We start from the raw sequence: 21,310 nt of genomic DNA on the forward strand, positions 1-21,310 counted from the left end.
GCTCGTGGCCCACCCCCACCGCTCGGCTCGAACAGTGCGGCCCCTGGTCGGGGTCGCTCATCGACTGACCAGAGGTCAGCCCTCGTAGGTGCCCGTCTCGAGCGGCACGAAAGCGTCGCCCTCGACCGTGTAGACCGTCAGCAGCTTGTTGGTCGTGTCACCGAACTCGTCGAAGGTGACCGGACCCGCCGCGCCCTGGTAGTCGGTGGCCTGCACGGCCTCGACGACCGCGCCGCGGGTGTCCTCGGACCAGTCGCCGCCGCCCAGCGCCGTGACCAGCGAGTTGATGATGATGTTCGTGGAGTCGTAGGTCAGCGCGCCGTAGGTCTCGTAGCCCTCGACGTAGTTCGCCGCCTCGTAGTCGGCGATGAACTGCTTCGCGCTGTCCAGGGTCTCCGCCGGAGCGCCGACGCTGGTGCCCAGGTCACCGGGACGCCCGCCCAGCGGGACGTACTCGGCGTTGATCAGGGCGTCGCCACCCATGACCGGGATGTTCAGGCCGCCCTGGGCGATCTGCGCCGACAGCGGACCCGCGGCGGGGTACTCGCCGCCGTAGTAGACCGCGTCCGGGTTGGCGGCGCGGACCTGCGTGACGATGCCGGAGAAGTCGGTGTCGTTCTCGCCGACCTTGCCGGTGAAGACGATGGTGGCGCCCAGGCGCTCCGCCTCGGCGGCGAACGCGGCCGCGAGGCCGGCACCGTAGGTCTTGCCGTCGTCGATCACCGCGATGCTCTTCTTGCCGGCGGTGTTGACCAGGTACTGGGCGCCGAAGGGGCCCTGCACCGCGTCGGTGGTGGCGACGCGGAAGTAGTTCGAGAACGCGCGCTGCGGAGCGGTCGCGTAGTTCTCGCCCTGGGTCAGGGTGGGGTTGGTGTTCGCCGGGGAGATCTGGACGATCCCGCGCTCGAGCAGGATCGGCTGCACGGTCTGCGCGGTCGAGGAGTTCAGCGTGCCGACGACGCCGACGACGTTGGGGTCCGACGCGAGCCGCGTGGCCGCGTTCGCCGCGATGGCGGGCTGGGACTGGTCGTCCTCGGCCTGCAGGCGCAGGGCGTAGCCCGGCACGGTGCAGTTCTGGTTGGCCTGGTCGACCGCGAGGTCGGCCGAGTTCTGCATCCCGAGGCCCAGGGCCGACAGGGGCCCGGACAGCGGAGCGACCATGCCGACCACCAGCGTGCCCTTGCTCGTGTCGCAGGCACCTCCGGCGGCGCCGCCACCCTCTTCCCGGTTCGTACCGCAGGCCGAGAGCACGAGGCCCCCGGCGAGGATCGCGGCGGTGACGACTGCGCGCCTCCGACTCATGGTGTTGTCCTTCCGTACTGCACGACTTCGATCTCGCGGCGCCCGACCGCCACGCCGCTCCCGCCTTGTGGGAAGCGACGGGGACGTTAGACGGACGGCGGACGGCGCGTCACCACCCCCCCGCCGTCCTTTACCGGACCGCAACTCGGACATCGCGCACCGTGATCGGGCGCGTAGCCGTGCGTGAGGGAAGATCAGGCGCGCGGAGGGTTCAGCCCTTCGACGACGGCCTCCGCCACGGCCTTCATGGTCGTCCGGCGGTCCATCGCGGTGCGCTGGATCCAGCGGAACGCGTCGGGCTCCGACATCGACTGGCGGCTCATCAGCAGGCCCTTGGCCCGGTCGACGAGCTTGCGGGTCTCGAGGCGGTCGGTCAGCGTGGCGACCTCGTCCTCCAGGGCCTTCTTCTCGGCGAACCGCGACACGGCCAGCTCGATCGCCGGCACGAGCTCGTGCCGGGCGAACGGCTTGACCAGGTACGCCATCGCGCCGGCGTCGCGCGCCTGCTCGATGAGGTCGCGCTGGCTGAACGCCGTGAGCATGACGACGGGCGCGATGCGCTCCCCCACGATCTCCCCGGCCGCGGCGATGCCGTCGACCTTCGGCATCTTGACGTCCATGATCACGACGTCGGGCGCGAGCTCGCGCGCGAGCTTCACGGCCTGCTCGCCGTCACCGGCCTCGCCGGCGACGACGTAGCCCTCCTCGCGCAGCATCTCGGTCAGGTCGAGGCGGATCAGCGCCTCGTCCTCGACCACCAGCACGCGCAGACCGACCACCGGTGCGGTGGCCTCCACGGGGCTGCTCTCCTCGGAAACCGACTGGGTCACCGGGCATCTCCTCACACCGGACGGGGGTCGAACCGGAAGCGTCCAGGGTATCGGCCCGCCGGGGGGCGGCTGCTGTGATCCGGTGCGGTGGGGGCACCCGCTATCGTGACCTTCGCCGCCCCCGTAGTCCAACCGGCAGAGACAGTGGATTCAAAACCCACCCAGTGTGCGTTCGAATCGCACCGGGGGCACTGCGGTGGTGGGCTGTGTGCGGCCTCCCTCCCTCCCCGCGGCGGCCGCGGCCGGCGGGCCTGCCGCCGCTGCAGCCCGAGCCCCTCGAGCGCGGCCTCCCGACCGGGCCCCGGCCGCCCCGCGCCCGCCCGCCCGCCCGCGACCCGGCCCCCCGAGCGTGGTGATCAAGGGCGGATGGTCGCTCGTGGGTCACCAGCCGCGACCATCTCCCCTTGATCGGCGCGCGGGCCGGCTGCGGTGGGCGCGTGGAGCGGGACGCGGCAACGGGGCCTCCCGCCCGGCCCCCGGCCGGCCGAGCAGGGTGATCAAGGGTGGATGGTCGCTCGTGGATCACCAATCACGACCATTTCCCCTTGATCGGCGCGCGGGCCGGCTGCGGTGGGCGCGTGGAGCGGCAGGTCAGCGGGGCGCGGCAGCGGGTGGCAGGCGCGCGGCGGGGGCGGCAGCGGGTGGTCGGCGCGCGGCGGCGGGCGGCGGGCGGGGGGCGGGCGGCGGGCGGCGGCGGGCGGCGGGGGGGGCGGCGGGGGGCGGCAGCGGGCGAGGGCGGCGCGCGGGCGGCGCGGGAGCGGGGCGGCGGGGCGCAGCGGCCCGTTCTCGCCGATCAAGGGCGGATGGTCGCCCGTGGATCACCGGCGACGACCATCTCACCTTGATCGACGCTGATCTCCGTGGGCGACGCGATCACGGCGGGCGCCTCGCCCTTCCCGCGCGCCGAGCAGGCTCCCGCGCACTGAACACGTTCCCGCGCGCCCCCGGCGGCGCGCGGGAGCTGGAAACGCGCGCGGCAGACGGGAACGCGTGCGTCAGACGGCCGTCCGGTCTCCCTCGCTCCGCCGACACCGTGCACCTCGGCCCGCCGCCACCCCCGACGACCCGCGCCCGCCGCGCGGAGTGGCCGGTCCGCTGCGGCTGCCGTGCGGGTGGGACCTGGCGGGCGGACCGCTCGTCCGGTGCCCCGCCCGGGTTGCTGACACCCTGGTCCGATGACCGCACGCGACCGGGACGAGGCGGGGAGGGCGCGCAACGCCCGCCCCCGGGACGCCGCCGGGCGGCCGCTGCCGCACGGGGCGGACGGCGTCGAGCGGGTGCCCGAGGACCTGGTGCTCACCGCCGACGAGGCCGTCGCCGAGGCGCAGCGCCTGCTCGACGCCGGCCTGCCGTTCGGCGCGCACGAGGTGCTGGAGGGGGCGTGGAAGGCCGCGCCCGAGGCGGAACGGGAGCTGTGGCGCGGGCTCGCCCAGCTCGCCGTCGGCCTGACGCACGCCCAGCGCGGCAACGCCCGGGGTGCCGTCGCCCTGCTCGACCGCGGCGCCGACCACGTCCGCCGCTGGGTCGGCGACGCCCCCGCCGGCCTCGACCTGCCCGGCCTCACCGCCCACGCCGACGCCCTCGCCCGGCGGATCGAGGGCGGCGCGGCCCCGACCTCCGACGACCTGAGCCCCCGGTTGACGCGCGCGTGACCCGCGCGCCGACCCCGCCGATCCGCCGCACCGCTGAACCACGCCGATGGTTCGCGCCCCCAACCACGTCGCCCACCCGCGCCGCCCACCCGCGCCGCCCACCCGCGCCGCCCACCCGCGCCGCCCACCCGCGCCGCCCACCCGCGCCGCCCAACCACGTCGCCCAACCGCGTCGCCCAACCGCGTCGCCCAACCGCGCCGCCCAACCGCGCCGCCCAACCGCGCCGCCCAACCGCGCCGCCCAACCGCGCCGCCAGCACGCGGATGCGCCCGTCGCCCACCGTCCCGCGCACCTGCTGGCGCACCACACACGTCCGGACATGTGCAAGACGTAGACGAGTGCGCAGTTCGCACCGCCCCCACCCACGCTCCCCGCGCGCCCCACCCGCCCCCCGCCTACCGTCGAGGCGTGACCGACGCCGTGTTCCCGCCGGGCTTCTTCGACCGCGCCGACCCCTCCCCCGACACCGACTTCTACGGTCCGCCGCGCCTCGTCACCCACATCGACGACCGGGCCATCGCGGCGGTCGGGGCGCTCTACGCGGAGCTCGGGCTCGACGGCGAGGTGCTCGACCTCTGCTCGTCCTGGATCTCGCACTTCACCACCCCACCGCGCCGTCTCGTCGGGCTCGGCATGAACGAGGCCGAGCTGGCCGCGAACCCGCTGCTGGCCGCGCACGTCGTCCACGACCTCAACACCGACCCCTCCCTCCCCTTCGACGACGGCTCCTTCGACGACGCCACGTGCTGCGTCTCCGTCGACTACCTCGTGGAGCCGGTCGCGGTGCTCCGCGAGGTCGCGCGGGTGCTGCGGCCGGGCGGGCGGTTCGTCGTGACGTTCTCGAACCGCTGCTTCCCGACGAAGGCGATCCGCGGCTGGCTGGCGTCCGACGACGAGACGCACCTGCAGATCGTCAACGCGTTCTTCGCGCTGTCGGAGGGGTTCGGGCAGGTCACGGGCGCGCTGCGGACGCCGCCGGGCACGCCGGGCGACCCGCTGTACGCGGTCTGGGCGGCGGCCCTCTAGCGGGGCAGGCGCCGCCACACCGCGCGCGGGGCGTGGCGGAGCACGGCGAACACGGGTCGCAGCACCGCCGGCACCCACACCTCGCCGCGCCCGGAGGCCAGGGCGCGGACGGTGGCGTCGGCGACCTGCGCGGGCGTCGAGGAGAACGGGGCCGGCGCCATGCCCTCGGTCATCCGCCCGATCACGAAGCCCGGGCGCACGAGCAGCAGCCGCACGCCGGAGCCGTGCAGGGCGTCGGCCAGGCCGGAGGCGAAGCCGTCGAGCCCCGCCTTCGCCGAGCCGTAGACGTAGTTGGCGCGGCGCACCCGCGCGCCCGCGACCGAGGAGAACACGACGAGGTCGCCCGACCCCTGCTCCCGCAGCAGCGACGCGAGGTGGGTGAGGACGGCGACGTGCGCGACGTAGTCGGTGTGCACGACGGCCAGCGCGTGCCCGACGTCCCGCTCGGCCCGCGCCTGCTCCCCCAGCACCCCGAACGCGACGACGACGGTGTCGAGCCGGCCGTGCCGCGCGAGGACGGCGTCGAGGACGGGGCGCTGGGCGGCGAGGTCGTCGGCGTCGAACTCCACCCGGTCGACGGCCGCCGCACCCGCCTCGCGGAGCAGCTTCTCCTCGTCGTCCAGGTCGTCGGCCCGGCGGGCGGCGAGCACCACCGTCGCGCCCGGGGCGAGCCGCCGCGCCACCTCGACCCCGATCTCGCTGCGTCCGCCCAGCACCAGCACCGTCCCCATGACGGCGAGCCTGACACACGCCGGAAACGTCGCCGATCTAGCGTGGCGGGCGTGCCGGAGATGCTGTTCGAGGTGCGGTGGCCCGACGGGTCGCACCAGACCTACTACTCCCCGTCGCTGATCGTGCGGGAGTACCTGGAGGCGGGACACGACTACCCGGTCGCCGACTTCGTCGACCGCGTCCGTGAGGCGATGGGCATCGCCGACGCCCGCGTGCGCGCGAAGTACGGGATGGGCTGCTCCATGGCACCGGTCGCGGTGGCGCAGATCGAGGCCGCCGCCGGCGGGTTCGACGGTGGCACCGTGCACGTCGAGCGGTTCCGGACGTAGGACGGCACTAGCCTGGGGTGATGCGCGCTGCCGTCCTCGGCTCCCCGGTCGCCCACTCGCTCTCGCCCGTCCTGCACACCGCGGCCTACGCGGCGCTCGGTCTCGACGGCTGGCACTACGACCGGCACGAGTGCACCGAGCCGGAGCTGGCCGGCTTCGTCGCCGGGCTCGGGCCGGAGTGGGCGGGGCTGTCGCTGACGATGCCGCTCAAGCGGGTCGCGCTCGACGTCGCCACGACGGTGTCGGAGCTCGCCGCGTCGACCGGCGCGGCCAACACGCTCGTGCGCCGCGACGGCGGCTGGTTCGCCGACAACACCGACGTCGCCGGGATCGTCGCCGCGCTCGGGTCGGTGCGCGGGCGGGCCGTCGTGCTGGGTGCGGGCGGCACCGCGCAGGCGGCGCTGGCGGCGCTGCGCGAGCTGGGCGTCGACGACGTCGAGGTGCGCGTGCGCGACGCCGCCCGCAGCGCCGACCTGCGCGCCGCCGCCGACCGGCTCGGCGTCGCCCCGCGGATCCGCGAGGGGTTCGACCTCGACGCGCCCGACGTCGTCGTCAGCACGCTCCCGAAGGGCGCGGCCGACGCGGTGACCGGAGCGGCGGGCACCGTGCTCGACGTCGTCTACGCCCCGTGGCCCACCGCCTTCGCCGCGACGGCCGCGGCCGCGGGGGCGCGCGTCGTCAGCGGGCTGGAGATGCTGCTGCACCAGGCGGTCGCGCAGGTCGCGCTGATGACGGGGCGTCCCGGGCCGGTCGACGCCATGCGCGCCGCCCTCGACGCCGCGGTGACCGCCCGTGCCTGACACCCCCGAGGACAAGGTGTGCGCCGCGTGCGGGCGGCGGATCGAGTGGCGGAAGAAGTGGGAGCGCGACTGGGAGTCCGTGCGCTACTGCTCGGCCGCGTGCCGGCGCCGCGGCGTGACCGACGTCGACCGGCGCCTGGAGGCGGCGATCACCGACCTGCTGGCGTCGCGGTCGGGCACGATCTGCCCGTCCGAGGCGGCCCGGCGCGTCGACGCCGACGGGTGGCGCGAGCTGATGGAGCCGGCCCGTCGCGCCGCGCGCCGGCTCGTCGACGCGGGCGAGGTCGTGATCACCCAGGGTGGCCGGGTGGTGGACCCGTCGGCCGCGAAGGGCCCGATCCGGATCCGCCGGCCCTGAGGACGTCGACGGTCACGACGTAGTCGCCGCCGGCGTAGGGCAGGCGGTCCCAGGACGCGTAGCGCCCCTCGCGGGTGAGGCCGGCCGCGACGCACCAGGCGTCGTACTCGGCCAGGGTGGGCCAGCCCGCCTGCAGCTGGAAGCCCGCGACGAGCCGCCCGCCGGGGACCAGGTGCCGCGCGCACGCGGCCACGACCTCGGCGCGGCGCTCCGCGTAGGGGATGACGTTGCCGGCGAGGACGGCGAGGTCGAAGCGCTCGGGGCGGTCGAGGTCGGCGAGGTCGAGGCGCAGCCACTCCAGCTCGGGCGCCTTGGCGCGGGCGGCCGCGATCATGTCCGCGTCGGGGTCGACGCCGAGCACCGCGATCCCGTGGCGCGCGAGCTCGATGCCGACGCGCCCGGTGCCGCAGCCGCCGTCGAGGACCGAGCGCGGGTTGTGGGAGCGCACGAAGTCGGCCTCGCCGTGCGGGTTGCCGCCCTCGGCCTCGATGCGGGCCCAGCGCTCGTCGTAGCCGTCGAGGTCGACCTGGTCGCGCCACTGCGACCAGTCGGGAGGCAGGCTCATGGCGCGTCGAGCGCCGGCGGCACCGACGTCAGCGCGAGCAGGGCCCGGACGAACGCCTCCGCGCGCGCGGTCTCGGTGACGGTGAACGGCGCCCAGGACCGCCGCGCCACCAGCCAGCCCTCCGCCGCCGGGGCCGGGACGGTGAGCACGTGCGGCTCGGTGGCCGGCTCCTCGTCGACGGTCTCGACGGAGTCGGCGTGCAGCAACGCCGCCAGCGCCGCCGCGGGGTCACCGTTCTGCACGGCCTGCGCGGCGAGGTCGAGCGCGCGGGTCTGGCCGTCGACGAGGTCGTGCGGGTCGGCCTCGGTGACGAGCACCGCGCCCGCCGCCCGGCCGACCGCCGACCGCACCGAGCCCGCCAGCAGCTCCGGGTCGGACGCGCCGCCGACGATCAGCTCGTCGACGACCGACGTCGAGTCCTGCCCGTGCACCGACAGCCCGAGGATGTTGCCCCCGGCCGAGGCGACGGCGTCGGCGAGGCGGGCCAGCGCGCCCGACTCGTCGGGCAGCCGGACGCGGACGCGGTGCAGCGCGGCCGACCCGCCGGAGCGGCGCAGCAGCGGCGAGGGGTCGGGCACGGCGCGCAGGTGCGGCACGCGGGACGCGTCGCGGGAGATGAGGCGCTGCCCCGGCCCGCTCGCGGCGACGCCCATCGCCTGCAGCGCGGCCCACATCGTCACCTGGTTGGCGGTGAGCACCGGCTTGCCGAGCTCGCGCTCGAGCGGGGCGATGACGTCGTAGGTGGCGAGGTTGGTGCAGGAGATGAAGACGGCCTCGGCGTCGGGGCGGTCGGCGGCGCGGACGGCCCGCACGACCTCCTCGTAGGACACGCGCCAGATCTGACCGAGCAGGCCGAGCCCGACCGCGGACGTCGACGTGATGCCGTGGGCGGCGAGGAACGCACCGAGGAGCTCGGTCAGGGTGTCGACGTAGGGCGTGACGATCGCGACCCGCGTCGCCCCGACGGCCCCGAGCGCCGACACCAGCGCGCCCGCCGTCGTCAGCGCGTGCGGGGCGCCGGCGGCGTGCATGACGTCGAGCAGCGCCCGCTCCCCCGCGATGCCGTCGACGAAGCTGCCCGACGTGCAGGCGTAGGCGACGATGCCGGGGCCGGGCTCGAGGAGGTCGCGCGTGGCGCACCGGACGGGCTCGGGGTCGCTGATCGCCCGCGCCATCTCCGCGGTGACCGGGGACGGCACGAACGGGGTGCGCGTGAGGTGCAGCTCGACGGGCTCCGGCACCCACCGCCAGAGCTCCCGGTCCAGGGCGAAGTCGAACGGGACGATGACGCCGATACCGCCTGCGGGGTCGGGCGGAGGGAGCACACCCGCACCCAGGTCCTCGTGCATGGGCACACGGTAGGGCCCGCCTGGCGTCCGCAGTGTTACGGGCCTGTGAGGCCGCGCCGAACGGTCGTGTCCACTTCGGGTGATCGTCGGGGCGGTGGGGCCGGGGCCCTGGTGTCGGATTGCCGGCGGTTGGGGGCCGGTAGTCGGCGGTGCTGCCGACGGGTGCTGTGTGGCGCTCCGGACGATGATCTGCGGCGCCGGCGGCGGGTCGAGCCCGGGGCCCTCATGATCGTCGGGACTGCGCCGCCAGGGTCGCGGCGACGGCCCTGACGTCACACTCCTGGCGATCACCGGTGGGTGATCGCTGAGACCGCACCGCCACGGTCGTGCTGACGGCCGTCTGGTCACACTCTCGACGATCACGGGCGATTGGGTCCGGCTCCGGCGGTGCGTCGGGGGGCCGGGCCGGGCCGGGTCGGGCGGGTTCGGCGCTCGCGAGCCATGATCGCCGAGACCGCACCAACACGGTCTCCCTGACGACCGGCACGTCACACTCCCGACGATCTCCGACCGGTGATCACCGGATCCGCACCACCACGGTCTCGCCGACGACCCGCTCGTCACACTTTCGACGATCACGGGTGGCCCGAGTCCGGCGGTGGCGGCGCGTCGGGCCGGGCCGGGGCGGCCGGGCCGCGGCGGCCGGGCGGGCGGGCGGGCTGCGTCGGGCCGGGCGGGCGGGCGGGCTGCGTCGGGCCGGGCGGGCGGGCGGGCTGCGTCGGGCCGGGCGGGCGGGCGGGCTGCGTCGGGCCGGGCGGGCGGGCGGGGGGCGGCCGGAGCCGGGCGGGCGCCGGGTGGGGCCGGGCCATGATCGCCGAGACAGCACCACCACGGTCTCGCCGACGACCCCCACGTCACACTCCCGAAGATCTTGGACTGGTGATCACCGAAACCGCAGCACCACGGCCCTGCCGACGACCCTCACGTCACACTCCCGACGATCACGCGCCCGGACCCCGCACTGCCGGCCGGCTAGTCCGTCCGGACCCACCTTGATCGTCGGAACCGCACCACCACAGCCCTGCCCACGACCGCCACGTCACCCTCTCGATGATCACCAGAACCGACCCGTCGGAGCGGCGTCGCGCAGGCCGGGGCCGACATGATCGACGGAACCACCGCCCCCACAACGACCGTGACACAACACCCCCGACGACGCAGGAACACCCCAGGCAACGACGTGGTTGATCGCGACATGCAGGTGGAGATCTGGTCCGACGTCGTCTGTCCCTGGTGCGCGATCGGCAAGCGCCGGTTCGAGAGCGCCCTCGCCCGCTTCCCGCACCGTGACGAGGTCACCGTGCGCTGGCGCAGCTTCGAGCTCGACCCCACGGCCCCGCAGCAGCGCGACGGCACGCTGGTGGAGCACCTCGCCGGGAAGTACGGGACCTCGGTCGACAAGGCCCGGGAGATGGTCGGCGGCATCACCGCGACCGCGGCGGAGGAGGGCTGGGAGTTCCACCTGGAGGACGCCCGGGGCGGCAACACCGTCGACGCCCACCGCCTGATCCACCTCGCCCACGACCGCGGGATCCAGGACGCGGTCAAGGAGCGGCTGGTGAGCGCGTACGTGAGCGAGCGCGAGGACGTCGGCGACCACGAGACCCTGGCCCGGCTCGCCGCCGAGGCGGGGCTGGACGAGACCGAGGCCCGCGAGGTGCTCGCGTCGGACCGCTACCTCGACGCCGTGCGCGCCGACGAGCAGCAGGCCCGCGCCTACGGCATCAGCGGCGTGCCGTTCTTCGTCGTCGACGCGACCTACGGCGTCTCCGGCGCGCAGCCGGCCGACCAGCTCCTGCACGTTCTGGAGACGGCCTGGGCCGAGTCGCACCCGCTGCAGGTGCTCACGCCGGCCGGGTCGGCCGACGCCGGGGTCTGCACCGACGGCACCTGCGCCGTCTGAGTCCCGGCCCGGGGCCGGCCGGTCAGGCCCGTCCGGCCGGGCGGGACCCGAACCAGGAACGCGCGAACAGTCGTCTGCTCTCCGACCGCAGCGCCTCGGCCCGCGCCACCGCGTCCCGCGCGCGCTCGCGCAGGTAGCGGGACTGGAAGCGGGCGCTGCGTGAGGTCGACAGCGTGTCGACGTCCCCGTCGACATCCTTCATCGGCGGCACGGTGCTTGCTCCTCGAGCTCGGCGTTCACTCGACCAGAGCACGATAGTCGCGCCCCCGGTCGCCGGACACCCGGCCGATCGGCCCGACCCTGGCTAGGCTCTCCGGCGTGTCGTCCGCGCCCAGCGAGGACCTCGAGCGGATGCGCCGGATCGAAGCGCTGCTCGACGGCGACCTCGGCCACCTCAGCGTCGAGGACCTGCTGCGGGCGCTGGTCACGCGCCTCGGCGCGGTCCTCGACGTCGACACGGTCGCGGTGCTGCTGCTCGACCCCTCCGGCGGCCACCTCATCGCGACCGCGGCCCACGGCATCGACGAGGAGGTCCAGCAGGGGGTGCGCATCCCGCTCGGTGCGGGGTTCGCCGGCCGCATCGCCGCCGAGAAGCGTCCCGTCATCCTCGAGGAGGTCAGCCCGGCGACCGTGCGCAACCCGCTGCTGGTCCGGCGCGGCATCCGGTCCCTGCTGGGGGTGCCGCTGCTCGTCGAGGGCGACGTCCTGGGCGTGCTGCACGTCGGGACGCTGACGCCGCGGCGCTTCACCGACGAGGACGCGGGCCTGCTCCAGCTCGTCGCCGACCGCGTGGCGCTGGCGACCCGGGCCCGGAGCTCGCAGGCCGAGCGGACGGCCGCGGCCGCGCTGCAGCGCAGCCTCCTGCCGGCCGCGCTCCCACCCGTCCCGGGCCTGGGCTTCGACGCGCGCTACGTGCCGGGCGAGGGCCAGGTCGGCGGTGACTGGTACGACGTGTTCGAGCTGCCCTCGGGGCGGGTGTGCATCGTCATGGGCGACGTCGCGGGCCGCGGCCTGCCCGCGGCGGTCACGATGGGCCGGTTGCGCACGGTGTTCCGCGCGCACGCGCTCGACGTCGAGGACCCGGCGAAGCTGCTGGCCCGGGTCAACGAGCACGTGCGGTTCTTCGAGCCGTCGACGCTGGCGACGGCGCTGTGCGCGGTGCTGGAGCCCCACCTCCGGCGGCTCCGGGTCTCCACCGCGGGCCATCCGCCGCCGGTCGTCGCGCGCCCCGGCCGGGAGTCCGAGGTCCTCGACCTGCGACCCGACCTGCCGCTGGGCGTCGACGCGACGCTCCCCCGGCACGTCGTCGAGCTCGACCTCGACGCCGGCGCGGCCGTCTGCTTCTACACCGACGGCCTCGTCGAACGCCGCGACGCCGACATCGACACCGGCCTCGAACTGCTCCGCCGCGCCGTGCGGGCCGACGCCGCGGAGAAGGTGACGGCGGCGGTCATGTCCGAGCTCGTCGGACGCGACCACGCCCACGACGACATCGCGGTCCTGGCCCTCGTGCTCGACGACTGACCGCGCACCGGCCGACCGGCTCCGGTCGGTGACGGGTGTAACACTCTCCGCTGCATCGACGAAGGCCCGTCGTACGCGCTCCCCGCGTCCGACGGCTCCCTGCCGTCATCCCCGTGCGCGTGGAGTGCGTCGTTCCCCGACAAGACACCCGACACCGACGACGACGTAGAGGAACCATGCGACTCCGCACCTTCACCGTGTCCTGCCTCGTGGCCGCCGCCGCGACGCTCCCGCTCGCCGGCATCGCGTCCGCTCAGACCGCCGACCGCGACTGCAAGGACTTCTCCTCGCAGGAGGAGGCCCAGGCCGCCCTGCTCCCCGGCGACCCCGAGCGCCTCGACGCCAACGGCAACGGCCAGGCCTGCGAGAACTACGACTACGCCGCGGCCACGCCCGCCGAGACCGACCCCGTCGACGAGCAGCCGGCCGAGACCACCGCGCCCGCGCCGGCGGACGACGACGACGCCCAGGTCTCCGTCGTGCCGCGCGGCGGCGTCGACACCGGTGACGGCTCGTCGGGCTCGGCGCCCGCCCCGCTCCTCGTCGGCGGGGTGCTGGCCCTCGGCGTCACCGCGGCCGCCGTGCGCCGGCGCGCGCACACCGCCCGCTGACCGTGCGCAGCCGTCCCGGCCGTCCCCGCCGCGTCCTGGCGGGGGCGGCCCTCGCGCTGCTGCTCTCCGGCTGCGGCGCGGAGCAGCCGGTGGCCCCGGCCGCTCCGGTCGCCCCCACCCCGACCACCACCGCGCCGGCGGCGGACCGGCCGACGGTGCTCGCGGAGTCGCGGCCGGAGCGGGTGGTGATCCCGGCGCTCGGCGTCGACAGCGCGATGATGGACCTCGGCCTGCAGGACGACGGCACGATGGAGGTCCCGCCGGACGGCACCACCGCCGGCTGGTACGCCCTGTCGCCCACCCCGGGCGAGATCGGGCCCGCGGTGCTCGCCGCGCACGTCGACTGGAAGGGCGAGCCGGGCGTCTTCCACCGCCTCCGCGACACCGAGCCCGGCGACGAGGTGCGGGTGCGGCGCGCGGACGGCTCCACCGCCGTGTTCACCGTCGACCGGGTCGAGCAGTACGCGAAGGACAGCTTCCCCAGCGACGCCGTCTACGGCGACGTCGACCGGGCGGAGCTGCGCCTGATCACCTGCGGCGGGGAGTTCGACGGCGGCACCGGGGACTACGAGGACAACATCGTCGTCTACGCCCGGCTCACGGGGGCGGCCTGAGGACCGGTCAGTCGCTCGCTGCCGGGCTTCGGCGGCCGCTCGAGCGCGCGCACCTGGCTGCTCTCGGTGGCGCGCCACGTCTGCGCCGACGCGGTCCGCACCGCGGTGCGCAGACCCCGCACCAGCGGCGTCGAGGACTGGGACGCCCTCGCCGCCGCCGTCGCGCCCCGCCCGGGCCTGGTGCGCTCGGCGGTGGACGAGGCCGTGCTGCTCCGCGGTCTCGTCGACGCCCTCGACGCCGACCGCCGCGAGGCGTTCGTGCTCACCCAGCTGCTGGACCTGAGCTACGCCGAGGCGGCGGAGGTCTGCGGCTGCCCGGTCGGCACGATCCGCTCCCGCGTCGCCCGCGCGCGCGAGGACCTCGTCGCCGCGCTCGACGGCACCTCGCCGGTGGGGATCCGCCGCGTCGGCGGCGCCTGAGCGCGGCTCGCGAACGCCGACGGTGTCGTGCCCGCCCAGCGCCGGAACGCGCGGGTGAACGTGCCGACCTCGCTGAACCCGCTCCGCGTCGCCGCGACGGCCACCGGTGTCCCCTCCAGCAGCAGCCCGCGCGCGAGCAGGAGGCGCTGCTCCCGGATGCAGCGCGCCGGCGAGGTGCCCTCGGCGGCGAAGAGCGACTGCAGCAGGCGCAGCGAGACGTGGTGCTCGCGGGCGAGCCGCTGGGGGGTGAGCGCGGGATCGGCGGCGTGCCGCACGACGTGGTCGACGACCGTCTCGACGAGGCCGTCGTGCCCGGGGCCGTCGTGCCCGGCGCCGTCGACGGGCCGCGGGAGCCGGGGGGTCCGGTCCCGGAAGGACACAGGACGGTGCCGCGGCCGTTCGACAGCTCGATCGGCGCGGCCGACCAGGCGATCGGCAGCAGGGTGCCGTCCCGGCGGATGAACCACTCGTCGTCGGCCGCGGCCGCCTCCCCCGTCGACGCCGGCCGCAGCAGCGGGCACTGCGCCACGGGGTACTCCGAGCCGTCGGGACGGTGGTGGTGCACGGTCTCGTGGCCCTGCAGGCCGCGCAGGACACCGGGGTCCCGGTAGCCCAGCGCCGCGGCCGCGGCGTCGTTCGCGAACGCCACCACACCGTCGACGTCGAGGACCCAGACGGGCAGCGGCACCCGGGCGAGGATCTGCACGGCGAGGTCGGCGGGCGGCGGCATCACGGTTCTCCGGCTCGACGGGGGGCTCGATGGCGGGGGCCCGGTGCGTGCAGCGTCGTCCACGCACGTGTCGGCGAGGTTGTGCGCGTGTTACCGCCGCCCCCGCCTGCGCGGAACGCCGCACCCGCCGCGCGGATCGCCCTGGCCCCGCCCGGCGCCGTGGGATGGGATGGCCGGACCGGATCCTCCCACCACCCTGGAGCCACCATGGGCACGTACAACCCCGTGATGCAGAAGGCGACCCTCGCCGCGGTCGAGAGCGACGCGCACGGCCTGATCTCGAAGAGGACCGCCGAGCTCGACGGCGTCAGCGTCACCGAGGTGACGTTCGCCGTCGGGGCGCGCTGGTCCAGCGACCTCAAGGACCACGCCGGCACCGAGCTGTGCGAGCTGCCCCACGTCGCCTACGTCGGCGCCGGGACCCTGGGCGTGCGGATGGCCGACGGCGCGACCGAGGAGTTCTCCGCCGGCGACGTCATGCTCCTGCCGCCCGGGCACGACGCCTGGGCCGTCGGCGAGCAGGACTGCCGCTTCCTCGAGTTCTCGAGGGGCAATGACTACTACTCCGCCTGAGCCCGTGAGGTTCCTGGACAAGGCCGGGGCCGGTCGGATCGTCGACCGGCTTCGCATCCGGCGCGGCCTGACGTGGGCCGAGGTCGCGCAGGCCGTCGGACGCGCCCCGGTGTGGACCGTGGCCGCGCTGCTCGGGAAGCACCCGGTCCCGGCCGAGGAGGCGCAGGCCGTCGGCGCGCTCCTCGGGCTCGACGACGAGGTCGTCGAGGCCCTGCAGCTCCAGCCCACCCGCACCCCCGACCCCGAGACGGCGTCGGACCCCACCGTCTACCGGTTCCACGAGGCGCTCGACGTCTACGGCGCCGCAATCAAGGCGCTGATCCACGAGGAGTTCGGCGACGGGATCATGAGCGCCATCAACTTCCACCTGACGGTCGCCCGCCGGCCCGACCCCGACGGCGACAGGGTGGTCGTCACGTTCGACGGGAAGTTCCTGCCGTACCAGTGGTGAGGGCCTCGCGCGGCCCTCCCACATCCGTGATCAGCGGGAACGCACCGAACGAGAATCCCCCTCGCCAGGTGGCGCCCGAATGAGAACGGCCGTTGCCGGGCCGGCGCGAGGCCGCCACGGTGTCCGCAGTCACCCACGGACATCACTGGAGCGCGTATGAGCGTCACGGATCCGGAACCACCACGCACCCTCACCGGCAGGCTCGGGGTGGGGTCGATCGTGTTCATGGTGGTCGCCGCCGCGGCGCCGCTGACCGTCATCGCGGGCACGGTCCCGCTGGGGCTGGCCGCCGGCAACGGCGCCGCCTTCCCCACCACCTTCGCCCTCTGCTGCGGGATCCTGCTGCTGTTCGCGGTCGGGTTCTGCGCGATGAGCCGGCACGTGCCGGACGCGGGCGCGTTCTACGCCTACGTGCAGCGCGGGCTCGGGCACCCGCTCGGGCTCGGCTCGGCGTTCCTCGCGCTGGTCACCTACGCGGCCGTGCAGCTCGCGGTGTACGGCTACATCGGCGCGGTGATCGACGCCCTGGTCCAGAACTGGGGCGGACCGGTCGTGCCGTGGTGGATCTGGTCGCTCCTCGTGGTCGCCGTCGTCGGCCTCCTCGGGTTCCGCAACATCGAGCTGTCCGGCAAGGTGCTCGGCGCCCTGCTGATCGCCGAGGTGGCGATCGTGCTGGTGTTCGACGCGGTCGTGGTCGGCCGGGGCGAGCAGTTCTCGACCGCGTTCGTCTCGCCCCCGCAGGTCGTCTCGGGCTCGCTCGGGATCGCCATCATGTTCGCGATCGCCTCGTTCATCGGGTTCGAGGCGACCGCGGTGTTCCGCGACGAGGCCGTCGACCCGGAGCGGACCATCCCGCGCGCGACCTACACCGCGCTGCTGCTGATCGGCGTGTTCTACACGCTGTCCAGCTGGGCCGTCGTGTCCGCGTGGGGCGACGCCGCCGCCGTCGAGGCCGCCGCGGCCGACCCGGGCGGCATGATCGTCACGACGATCACGAACGTCCTCGGGCCGGTCGGCGGCGACGTCGCCCAGGTCCTGCTCATGACCAGCCTGTTCGCCGCGGCGCTGGCCTTCCACAACGTGCTGGCCCGCTACTACTTCGCCCTCGGCAACTCCGGGGCGCTGCACTCCGCCGTGGGCCGCAGCCACCCCCGGCACCGGTCCCCGCACGTCGCGTCGCTGACCCAGAGCACCGTCGCCGCGGCCTTCCTCGTCGTCTTCGCGATCGCCGGGCTCGACCCGGTCGCGCAGGTCTTCGCCTGGATGGCCGGCACCTCGACCGTCGGCGTGCTCGCCCTGATGACGCTGACCTGCGCCGCGGTCATCGTCTTCTTCCGCCGCACCCGCGTCGACTCCCGCGTGTGGCACACCGTGGCCGCCCCCGCCCTCGGCCTGGTCGGCCTGCTGGCCTGCCTGGTCCTCACCGTCTCGAACTTCCCCACCCTGATCGGCGGCTCCGGGCTGCTGGCCTCCGTGATCTTCGCGGTCCTGGTGCTGTCCGTCGTCTTCGGCGTCGTCTGGTCCCGCGTGCGCCCGGCCTCCGATCCGTCCATCCCCTCCCTCGCCGCCGACGCGGCCTGAAAGGAGAACCACCCATGACCACACTCGAGAACCGCACCCACGCGCTCGCGATGACGAGCGAGGCCGAGGTCACCACCGTCCGCGAGGTCCTGCTCGACTCCGGGCTGCTCGGCGAGAACGTCCGCTACACCTTCTTCGCGCCCGAGGAGCCCGCCAAGGACGAGGTGCTCGCCGGCGGCGGCGCCGACCGCCGCTTCCGCGTCGTCCTGCTCGACATCGCCACCGGCACCTCCTGGGACGTCGTGGTCTCCACCGACTCCCGCTCCGTGGTCACCCAGCGCCGGATCGACCCGGTCACCGAGGGCCAGCCGCCCATCATCGACACCGAGTTCGAGTTCATCGAGGACGTCCTCAACAGTTCGCCCGAGTGGCTCGCGGCCCTCGAGCGCCGCGGCATCGACCCCACCACCGTGCGCGCGGTCCCGCTGTCCGCCGGCGCGTTCACCGACTACCCCGAGACCCCCGGCCGCCGGGTCGTGCGCGCGTTCGGGTTCCGCCAGGACCACGAGAAGGACCACCCGTGGGCGCACCCGATCGACGGGATGGTCGCCTACGTCGACCTCACCGGCCGCCGGGTCGACCGCGTCGTCGACGAGGCCGTCCACGAGGTGCCCGCCACCAGCGGCAACTTCGACGACCCGCAGGTCCAGGGCGCGCCGCTGGACCTCAAGCCCATCGAGATCACCCAGCCCGAGGGCCGCAGCTTCACCGTCGAGGACGGCCGCGTGCGCTGGGGCAACTGGGACCTGCGCATCGGCTTCAACGAGCGCGAGGGCCTGACCCTGCACCAGATCAGCTTCGACGGCCGCCCGATCTGCTACCGCGCCTCGGTCGCCGAGATGGTCGTCCCCTACGCCGACCCGTCGCCGGTCCGGTTCTGGCAGAACTACTTCGACTGCGGCGAGTACATGTTCGCCCGCTACGCCGACTCCCTGCAGCTGGGCTGCGACTGCCTGGGCGACATCCTCTACACCGACGCCGTCATCGCCGACGACCTCGGCAACCCCCGCACCATCGAGAACGCGATCTGCATGCACGAGGAGGACTACGGCGTCCTCTGGAAGCACTCCGACATGTTCACCGGCGCCCGTGAGACCCGCCGCCAGCGCCGCCTGGTGATCAGCTTCTTCACCCCGATCGGCAACTACGACTACGGCTTCTACTGGTACCTCTACCTCGACGGCACCATCGAGCTCGAGTGCAAGGCCACCGGCATCGTGTTCACCTCCGGAACCCCCGGCGAGTACGCGACCGAGATCGCCCCGGGCCTGGGCGCCCCGTTCCACCAGCACCTGTTCTCCGCCCGCCTCGACATGACCGTCGACGGCACGGCGAACGCGGTGGAGGAGGTCGAGGCCGCCCGCGTCCCGATGGGCGAGGGCAACCCCTACGGCAACGCGTTCCGCCGCAAGGTCACGCGCCTGAGCCGTGAGTCCGATGCCCAGCGCGACGCCAACGCCTCCACCGGCCGCGTCTGGCACATCGTCAACACCGAGAAGACCAACGCGCTGGGCCAGCCCGTCGGCTACGCCCTGCACCCGCTGGGTCAGCCGACCCTGCTCGCCGACGAGGCGTCGAGCATCCACTCGCGCGCCACGTTCGCCACGAAGGCGCTGTGGGTCACCGGGTACGACAAGGACGAGCGCTACCCGGCCGGGGACTTCGTGAACCAGAACCCGGGCGGCGCCGGCCTCCCGGCGTGGGTGCAGGCCGACCGGCCCGTCGACGGCGAGGACATCGTCGTCTGGCACACCTTCGGGCTCACGCACTTCCCGCGCCCGGAGGACTGGCCGATCATGCCCGTCGACTACACCGGCTTCGTGCTCAAGCCCTCGGGGTTCTTCGACCGCAACCCGGCGCTGAACGTCCCGGCGTCCTCCGGCGGGCACTGCCACACCGAGGGCGACGTCCACGGTCCCGGCAAGGACCGCCGGCCCGAGGACGGCTGAGCCGTGCACCACGCGGGCGCGGGCCTCTGGGAGGCCGTCCTCGGCGCGGCGTGCCTCGCCGCCGCCGTGGTCTTCCTGGCCCGCGCCCGCCGGGCCCCGGCGCACCGCTCCACCGCGCTGGGGCACGGCGTCATGGCGGTCGCCATGGGCGCCATGGCGGCGGGCGGGCACGGGATCTCCGCCGTGCTCGCCGCCGTCTCCTGCCTGTTCGCCCTGGCCGGTCGCGGCCGGGGCGAGAGCAGCGCCGCCGAGACCCTGCACAGCTGCGCGGCCGGCGCGGCGATGGTGCTCATGCCGCTGCTCCCGCGCGAGCACGGCGGGCTCGCCGTCGGCGTGCTCTGCCTGGCCCTGACCGGCTACTTCGCGGTCCGGACCGGCACCTGGTGGCACTCCCTCACGAGCTCCCGCTCCCGTTCCGAGCCCGCCGCCCACCTCGTCATGGGAGCGGCCATGGCGACGACCTTCCTCACCCTGGTGTGACCGGTCAGGAGCCGTTCGACGGGCGGCGCCACGGCCCGGTGATGGCGAAGACGTGGCCGGGTGACTGGATCGCGGCGAACAGGATCGCGCCGTCCTCGCTGAAGGTCGGGCCCGCGAACTCGTTGTCGTTGAGGTCGTTGCGGGCCAGGGCGTAGGACTGCCCCTGGTCGGTGACCCCGACGAGGTGCTGCACCCCTTCGCCGTCCTCGGCGAGGATGACCCCGCCGTAGGGGGACACGGTGATGTTGTCGGGGCCGTCGAAGTTCGTCCCGTCCTGCTCGGGGGCCGGGTTGACCCCGAAGATCGTCTGCAGCGTGATGCTCTCGGTCCGCGGCTCGTAGAACCAGACCTGGCCGTCGTGCGGGTTGACGCTGCCGTCCTCGGTCCGGGCGTAGCTCGCCACGATGTAGGCGCCGCCGTCGCCCCACCACGCGCCCTCGAACTTGCGGCTGCGGGTCACCCGGTCCTCGGGGAGCTGGACCCGCGTGGGGACCGTGCCGGCGAGCCGGTCGGGGACGTCGTACCACTCCACCTGGTACCGGGTGCCCGGGCGGGTGGCTTCGGACAGGTCGCGGACGTGCTGGCTGCCGCGCAGGCAGCGCATGGCCTGCAGCGCGCCGGCCGTGCTCCCGCCGGTGGCCTCCGCGAGCGCCTTGAGCTCCCACTTCTCGCCGGAGAACCCCGCCGGCGGGACCCAGCGGTAGAGCAGCCCGTTGGGCCCGGACGCGTCCTCGGTGAGGTAGACGACCGACGAGTCGGGGTCGACCGCGACGGCCTCGTGGGCGAAGCGGCCCAGGAACGTCAGCGGGACCGGGCTGTTGCCGGGGTTCTCCTCCGCGACCGGGCTGACCTCGAACACGAAGCCGTGGTCCTTGGTGAGCGCGCCCCCGGCCCGGGCCTCGGTCTCCTCGCAGGTGAGCCAGGTGCCCCAGGGCGTCACGCCGCCGGCGCAGTTGTTGTGCGTGCCGGCGACGCTGACGTACTCGCCCACGCGCTCCCCGTCCGCGTCGACCTCGATGTTCGTGGTGCCGCCGCCGGCGCCGGGGTCGTAGGTGAGCCCGTCGCGCGCCGGCACCCGGAACGGCTCGTTGCCGCCGATCTCGTGGTTGTTGACCAGGGTGAAGCCCCCACCGGTCGCGAAGCAGGCCGTGCCGTCCATGTCGCTGGGCGTGGGCTCGCCGCCGTCGGACAGCGTGGTCACACCGGCCTGGGCGACGATGCGGTAGGAGAAGCCCTCGGGCAGGGCCAGCGTCGCCGCCGGGTCGGCGACCAGCGGGCCGTACCCGGCCGCGACACGGGTGGGAGCGCCGTGGGCCGCGGTGCCGGCGACGGCGTCGATGCTGCCGGCGAAGGCGATCCCCAGGCCGCCTGCGGTCGCGGCGCGCAGCAGCGCGCGGCGGTTCACCCCCGCCGGTCGCGGTGCGGTGTCGTCGTCGTGCGGGTGCGGAACGTCGTGCAACGAGCTCATCGTGTCCCTCTTCCGGGTGGTGGTGACCCCCCGACCCCATACCCCGACGACGAACGAGCGGT

22 protein-coding genes, 1 tRNA gene and 2 pseudogenes are annotated in these 21,310 nt (G+C 74.8%); 16 read left to right on the forward strand and 9 right to left on the reverse strand.

Going from position 1 to position 21,310, the window contains the following annotated elements; translation table 11 throughout:
• Positions 1-75: 75 nt before the first annotated feature.
• Both HOP40_RS28105 and HOP40_RS28110 read right to left on the reverse strand, forming a co-directional pair.
• Positions 76-1,302 (reverse strand): branched-chain amino acid ABC transporter substrate-binding protein, encoded by a 1,227-nt coding sequence (locus tag HOP40_RS28105; RefSeq protein WP_172164248.1) that lies wholly within the window; start codon positions 1,300-1,302, stop codon positions 76-78.
• A gap of 194 nt (positions 1,303-1,496) precedes the next feature.
• A complete protein-coding gene (locus tag HOP40_RS28110) occupies positions 1,497-2,099 on the reverse strand; it encodes an ANTAR domain-containing response regulator (RefSeq protein ID WP_240157838.1) in 603 nt (200 codons plus the stop codon).
• Between the two features lie 150 nt (positions 2,100-2,249).
• Here HOP40_RS28110 and HOP40_RS28115 point away from each other — a divergent pair.
• The 3 genes from HOP40_RS28115 (at position 2,250) to HOP40_RS36150 (ending at position 4,811) form a co-directional block, all read left to right on the forward strand.
• A tRNA-Leu gene (locus tag HOP40_RS28115) sits at positions 2,250-2,323 on the forward strand.
• Positions 2,324-3,307: 984 nt separating this feature from the next.
• On the forward strand, positions 3,308-3,784 hold the full coding sequence (locus HOP40_RS28120; protein ID WP_172164254.1) for a DUF309 domain-containing protein: 477 nt from the start codon (positions 3,308-3,310) through the stop codon (positions 3,782-3,784).
• A gap of 409 nt (positions 3,785-4,193) precedes the next feature.
• Positions 4,194-4,811 (forward strand): class I SAM-dependent methyltransferase, encoded by a 618-nt coding sequence (locus tag HOP40_RS36150; RefSeq protein WP_240157322.1) that lies wholly within the window; start codon positions 4,194-4,196, stop codon positions 4,809-4,811.
• On the opposite strand, the gene HOP40_RS28130 is transcribed toward HOP40_RS36150, so the two are convergent.
• The gene (locus HOP40_RS28130) at positions 4,808-5,542 is read right to left on the reverse strand and encodes a decaprenylphospho-beta-D-erythro-pentofuranosid-2-ulose 2-reductase (protein WP_172164260.1); all 735 of its coding nucleotides are present in this window, start codon (positions 5,540-5,542) and stop codon (positions 4,808-4,810) included. The genes HOP40_RS36150 and HOP40_RS28130 overlap by 4 nt on opposite strands.
• Before the next feature lie 60 nt (positions 5,543-5,602).
• On the opposite strand from HOP40_RS28130, the gene HOP40_RS28135 reads away from it, so the two are divergent.
• The 3 genes from HOP40_RS28135 to HOP40_RS28145 are packed head-to-tail and all read left to right on the forward strand — an operon-like array spanning position 5,603 to position 7,030.
• Positions 5,603-5,872, forward strand: coding sequence for an MSMEG_0570 family nitrogen starvation response protein (locus HOP40_RS28135; protein ID WP_240157839.1), 270 nt, complete (start codon positions 5,603-5,605; stop codon positions 5,870-5,872).
• A gap of 20 nt (positions 5,873-5,892) precedes the next feature.
• Positions 5,893-6,672: a shikimate dehydrogenase gene (locus tag HOP40_RS28140; protein ID WP_172164266.1), complete on the forward strand. Its 780-nt coding sequence runs from the start codon at positions 5,893-5,895 to the stop codon at positions 6,670-6,672.
• Complete coding sequence (locus tag HOP40_RS28145) at positions 6,665-7,030, forward strand: DUF2256 and DUF3253 domain-containing protein (RefSeq protein WP_172164269.1); 366 nt, start codon at positions 6,665-6,667, stop codon at positions 7,028-7,030. The genes HOP40_RS28140 and HOP40_RS28145 overlap by 8 nt, the downstream gene beginning before the upstream one ends.
• On the opposite strand, the gene HOP40_RS28150 is transcribed toward HOP40_RS28145, so the two are convergent.
• The 3 genes and pseudogenes from HOP40_RS28150 to HOP40_RS28160 all read right to left on the reverse strand — a co-directional run bounded on the left by HOP40_RS28150 (position 6,963) and on the right by HOP40_RS28160 (position 9,753).
• Positions 6,963-7,595: a class I SAM-dependent methyltransferase gene (locus HOP40_RS28150; protein WP_172164272.1), complete on the reverse strand. Its 633-nt coding sequence runs from the start codon at positions 7,593-7,595 to the stop codon at positions 6,963-6,965. The genes HOP40_RS28145 and HOP40_RS28150 overlap by 68 nt on opposite strands.
• A gap of 614 nt (positions 7,596-8,209) precedes the next feature.
• Positions 8,210-8,944: pseudogene (locus tag HOP40_RS36155) on the reverse strand (maleate cis-trans isomerase family protein); the annotation flags it as partial.
• A 575-nt stretch (positions 8,945-9,519) separates the two neighbouring features.
• A complete protein-coding gene (locus HOP40_RS28160) occupies positions 9,520-9,753 on the reverse strand; it encodes a hypothetical protein (protein WP_172153794.1) in 234 nt (77 codons plus the stop codon).
• A gap of 386 nt (positions 9,754-10,139) precedes the next feature.
• On the opposite strand from HOP40_RS28160, the gene HOP40_RS28165 reads away from it, so the two are divergent.
• Positions 10,140-10,847, forward strand: coding sequence for a DsbA family oxidoreductase (locus HOP40_RS28165; RefSeq protein WP_172164278.1), 708 nt, complete (start codon positions 10,140-10,142; stop codon positions 10,845-10,847).
• Between the two features lie 22 nt (positions 10,848-10,869).
• On the opposite strand, the gene HOP40_RS28170 is transcribed toward HOP40_RS28165, so the two are convergent.
• The gene (locus tag HOP40_RS28170) at positions 10,870-11,049 is read right to left on the reverse strand and encodes a hypothetical protein (protein ID WP_172164281.1); all 180 of its coding nucleotides are present in this window, start codon (positions 11,047-11,049) and stop codon (positions 10,870-10,872) included.
• A gap of 116 nt (positions 11,050-11,165) precedes the next feature.
• Here HOP40_RS28170 and HOP40_RS28175 point away from each other — a divergent pair, with 116 nt between their 5' ends.
• The 4 genes from HOP40_RS28175 (at position 11,166) to HOP40_RS28190 (ending at position 14,016) form a co-directional block, all read left to right on the forward strand.
• Positions 11,166-12,371: a PP2C family protein-serine/threonine phosphatase gene (locus HOP40_RS28175; protein ID WP_205346953.1), complete on the forward strand. Its 1,206-nt coding sequence runs from the start codon at positions 11,166-11,168 to the stop codon at positions 12,369-12,371.
• A gap of 176 nt (positions 12,372-12,547) precedes the next feature.
• Positions 12,548-12,982 carry an excalibur calcium-binding domain-containing protein gene (locus tag HOP40_RS28180; protein ID WP_172164284.1) on the forward strand — a complete coding sequence of 145 codons (435 nt, stop codon included), beginning with the start codon at positions 12,548-12,550 and terminating at the stop codon, positions 12,980-12,982.
• Positions 12,983-12,984: 2 nt separating this feature from the next.
• On the forward strand, positions 12,985-13,596 hold the full coding sequence (locus HOP40_RS28185) for a class F sortase (RefSeq protein ID WP_240157323.1): 612 nt from the start codon (positions 12,985-12,987) through the stop codon (positions 13,594-13,596).
• A gap of 66 nt (positions 13,597-13,662) precedes the next feature.
• A complete protein-coding gene (locus HOP40_RS28190; RefSeq protein ID WP_240157324.1) occupies positions 13,663-14,016 on the forward strand; it encodes a sigma factor-like helix-turn-helix DNA-binding protein in 354 nt (117 codons plus the stop codon).
• A gap of 17 nt (positions 14,017-14,033) precedes the next feature.
• Here the strand turns inward: HOP40_RS28190 and HOP40_RS36655 are convergent.
• A pseudogene (locus HOP40_RS36655) lies at positions 14,034-14,870 on the reverse strand (helix-turn-helix transcriptional regulator); the annotation flags it as partial.
• Positions 14,871-14,953: 83 nt separating this feature from the next.
• Here HOP40_RS36655 and HOP40_RS28205 point away from each other — a divergent pair.
• The 5 genes from HOP40_RS28205 (at position 14,954) to HOP40_RS28225 (ending at position 19,780) form a co-directional block, all read left to right on the forward strand.
• Positions 14,954-15,319 carry a cupin domain-containing protein gene (locus tag HOP40_RS28205; RefSeq protein ID WP_172164287.1) on the forward strand — a complete coding sequence of 122 codons (366 nt, stop codon included), beginning with the start codon at positions 14,954-14,956 and terminating at the stop codon, positions 15,317-15,319.
• On the forward strand, positions 15,300-15,770 hold the full coding sequence (gene cynS / locus HOP40_RS28210) for a cyanase (protein ID WP_172164290.1): 471 nt from the start codon (positions 15,300-15,302) through the stop codon (positions 15,768-15,770). The genes HOP40_RS28205 and cynS overlap by 20 nt, the downstream gene beginning before the upstream one ends.
• A gap of 156 nt (positions 15,771-15,926) precedes the next feature.
• On the forward strand, positions 15,927-17,351 hold the full coding sequence (locus HOP40_RS28215; protein ID WP_172164293.1) for an APC family permease: 1,425 nt from the start codon (positions 15,927-15,929) through the stop codon (positions 17,349-17,351).
• 14 nt (positions 17,352-17,365) lie between these two features.
• Positions 17,366-19,300: a primary-amine oxidase gene (locus tag HOP40_RS28220; protein WP_172164296.1), complete on the forward strand. Its 1,935-nt coding sequence runs from the start codon at positions 17,366-17,368 to the stop codon at positions 19,298-19,300.
• A 3-nt stretch (positions 19,301-19,303) separates the two neighbouring features.
• A complete protein-coding gene (locus HOP40_RS28225) occupies positions 19,304-19,780 on the forward strand; it encodes a DUF5134 domain-containing protein (RefSeq protein WP_172164299.1) in 477 nt (158 codons plus the stop codon).
• A 4-nt stretch (positions 19,781-19,784) separates the two neighbouring features.
• Here the strand turns inward: HOP40_RS28225 and HOP40_RS28230 are convergent, their stop codons facing one another.
• Positions 19,785-21,248, reverse strand: coding sequence for an alkaline phosphatase PhoX (locus tag HOP40_RS28230; protein ID WP_172164302.1), 1,464 nt, complete (start codon positions 21,246-21,248; stop codon positions 19,785-19,787).
• Between the last annotated feature and the right edge of the window lie 62 nt (positions 21,249-21,310).

The organism is Pseudonocardia broussonetiae, from assembly GCF_013155125.1.
In the GTDB taxonomy this organism is placed as follows: domain Bacteria; phylum Actinomycetota; class Actinomycetes; order Mycobacteriales; family Pseudonocardiaceae; genus Pseudonocardia; species Pseudonocardia broussonetiae.

What these genes read in the sequence shown, in the direction of transcription:
- HOP40_RS28105 (WP_172164248.1), bottom strand. Translation starts at nt 1,302, where the DNA reads ATGAGTCGGAGGCGCGCAGTCGTCACCGCCGCGATCCTCGCCGGGGGC.
- HOP40_RS28120 (WP_172164254.1), top strand. Translation starts at nt 3,308, where the DNA reads ATGACCGCACGCGACCGGGACGAGGCGGGGAGGGCGCGCAACGCCCGC.
- HOP40_RS28130 (WP_172164260.1), bottom strand. Translation starts at nt 5,542, where the DNA reads ATGGGGACGGTGCTGGTGCTGGGCGGACGCAGCGAGATCGGGGTCGAG.
- HOP40_RS28135 (WP_240157839.1), top strand. Translation starts at nt 5,603, where the DNA reads ATGCTGTTCGAGGTGCGGTGGCCCGACGGGTCGCACCAGACCTACTAC.
- HOP40_RS28140 (WP_172164266.1), top strand. Translation starts at nt 5,893, where the DNA reads ATGCGCGCTGCCGTCCTCGGCTCCCCGGTCGCCCACTCGCTCTCGCCC.
- HOP40_RS28150 (WP_172164272.1), bottom strand. Translation starts at nt 7,595, where the DNA reads ATGAGCCTGCCTCCCGACTGGTCGCAGTGGCGCGACCAGGTCGACCTC.
- HOP40_RS28160 (WP_172153794.1), bottom strand. Translation starts at nt 9,753, where the DNA reads ATGGCCCGGCCCCACCCGGCGCCCGCCCGGCTCCGGCCGCCCCCCGCC.
- HOP40_RS28165 (WP_172164278.1), top strand. Translation starts at nt 10,140, where the DNA reads ATGCAGGTGGAGATCTGGTCCGACGTCGTCTGTCCCTGGTGCGCGATC.
- HOP40_RS28170 (WP_172164281.1), bottom strand. Translation starts at nt 11,049, where the DNA reads ATGAAGGATGTCGACGGGGACGTCGACACGCTGTCGACCTCACGCAGC.
- HOP40_RS28180 (WP_172164284.1), top strand. Translation starts at nt 12,548, where the DNA reads ATGCGACTCCGCACCTTCACCGTGTCCTGCCTCGTGGCCGCCGCCGCG.
- HOP40_RS28205 (WP_172164287.1), top strand. Translation starts at nt 14,954, where the DNA reads ATGGGCACGTACAACCCCGTGATGCAGAAGGCGACCCTCGCCGCGGTC.
- cynS (WP_172164290.1), top strand. Translation starts at nt 15,300, where the DNA reads ATGACTACTACTCCGCCTGAGCCCGTGAGGTTCCTGGACAAGGCCGGG.
- HOP40_RS28215 (WP_172164293.1), top strand. Translation starts at nt 15,927, where the DNA reads ATGAGCGTCACGGATCCGGAACCACCACGCACCCTCACCGGCAGGCTC.
- HOP40_RS28220 (WP_172164296.1), top strand. Translation starts at nt 17,366, where the DNA reads ATGACCACACTCGAGAACCGCACCCACGCGCTCGCGATGACGAGCGAG.
- HOP40_RS28230 (WP_172164302.1), bottom strand. Translation starts at nt 21,248, where the DNA reads ATGAGCTCGTTGCACGACGTTCCGCACCCGCACGACGACGACACCGCA.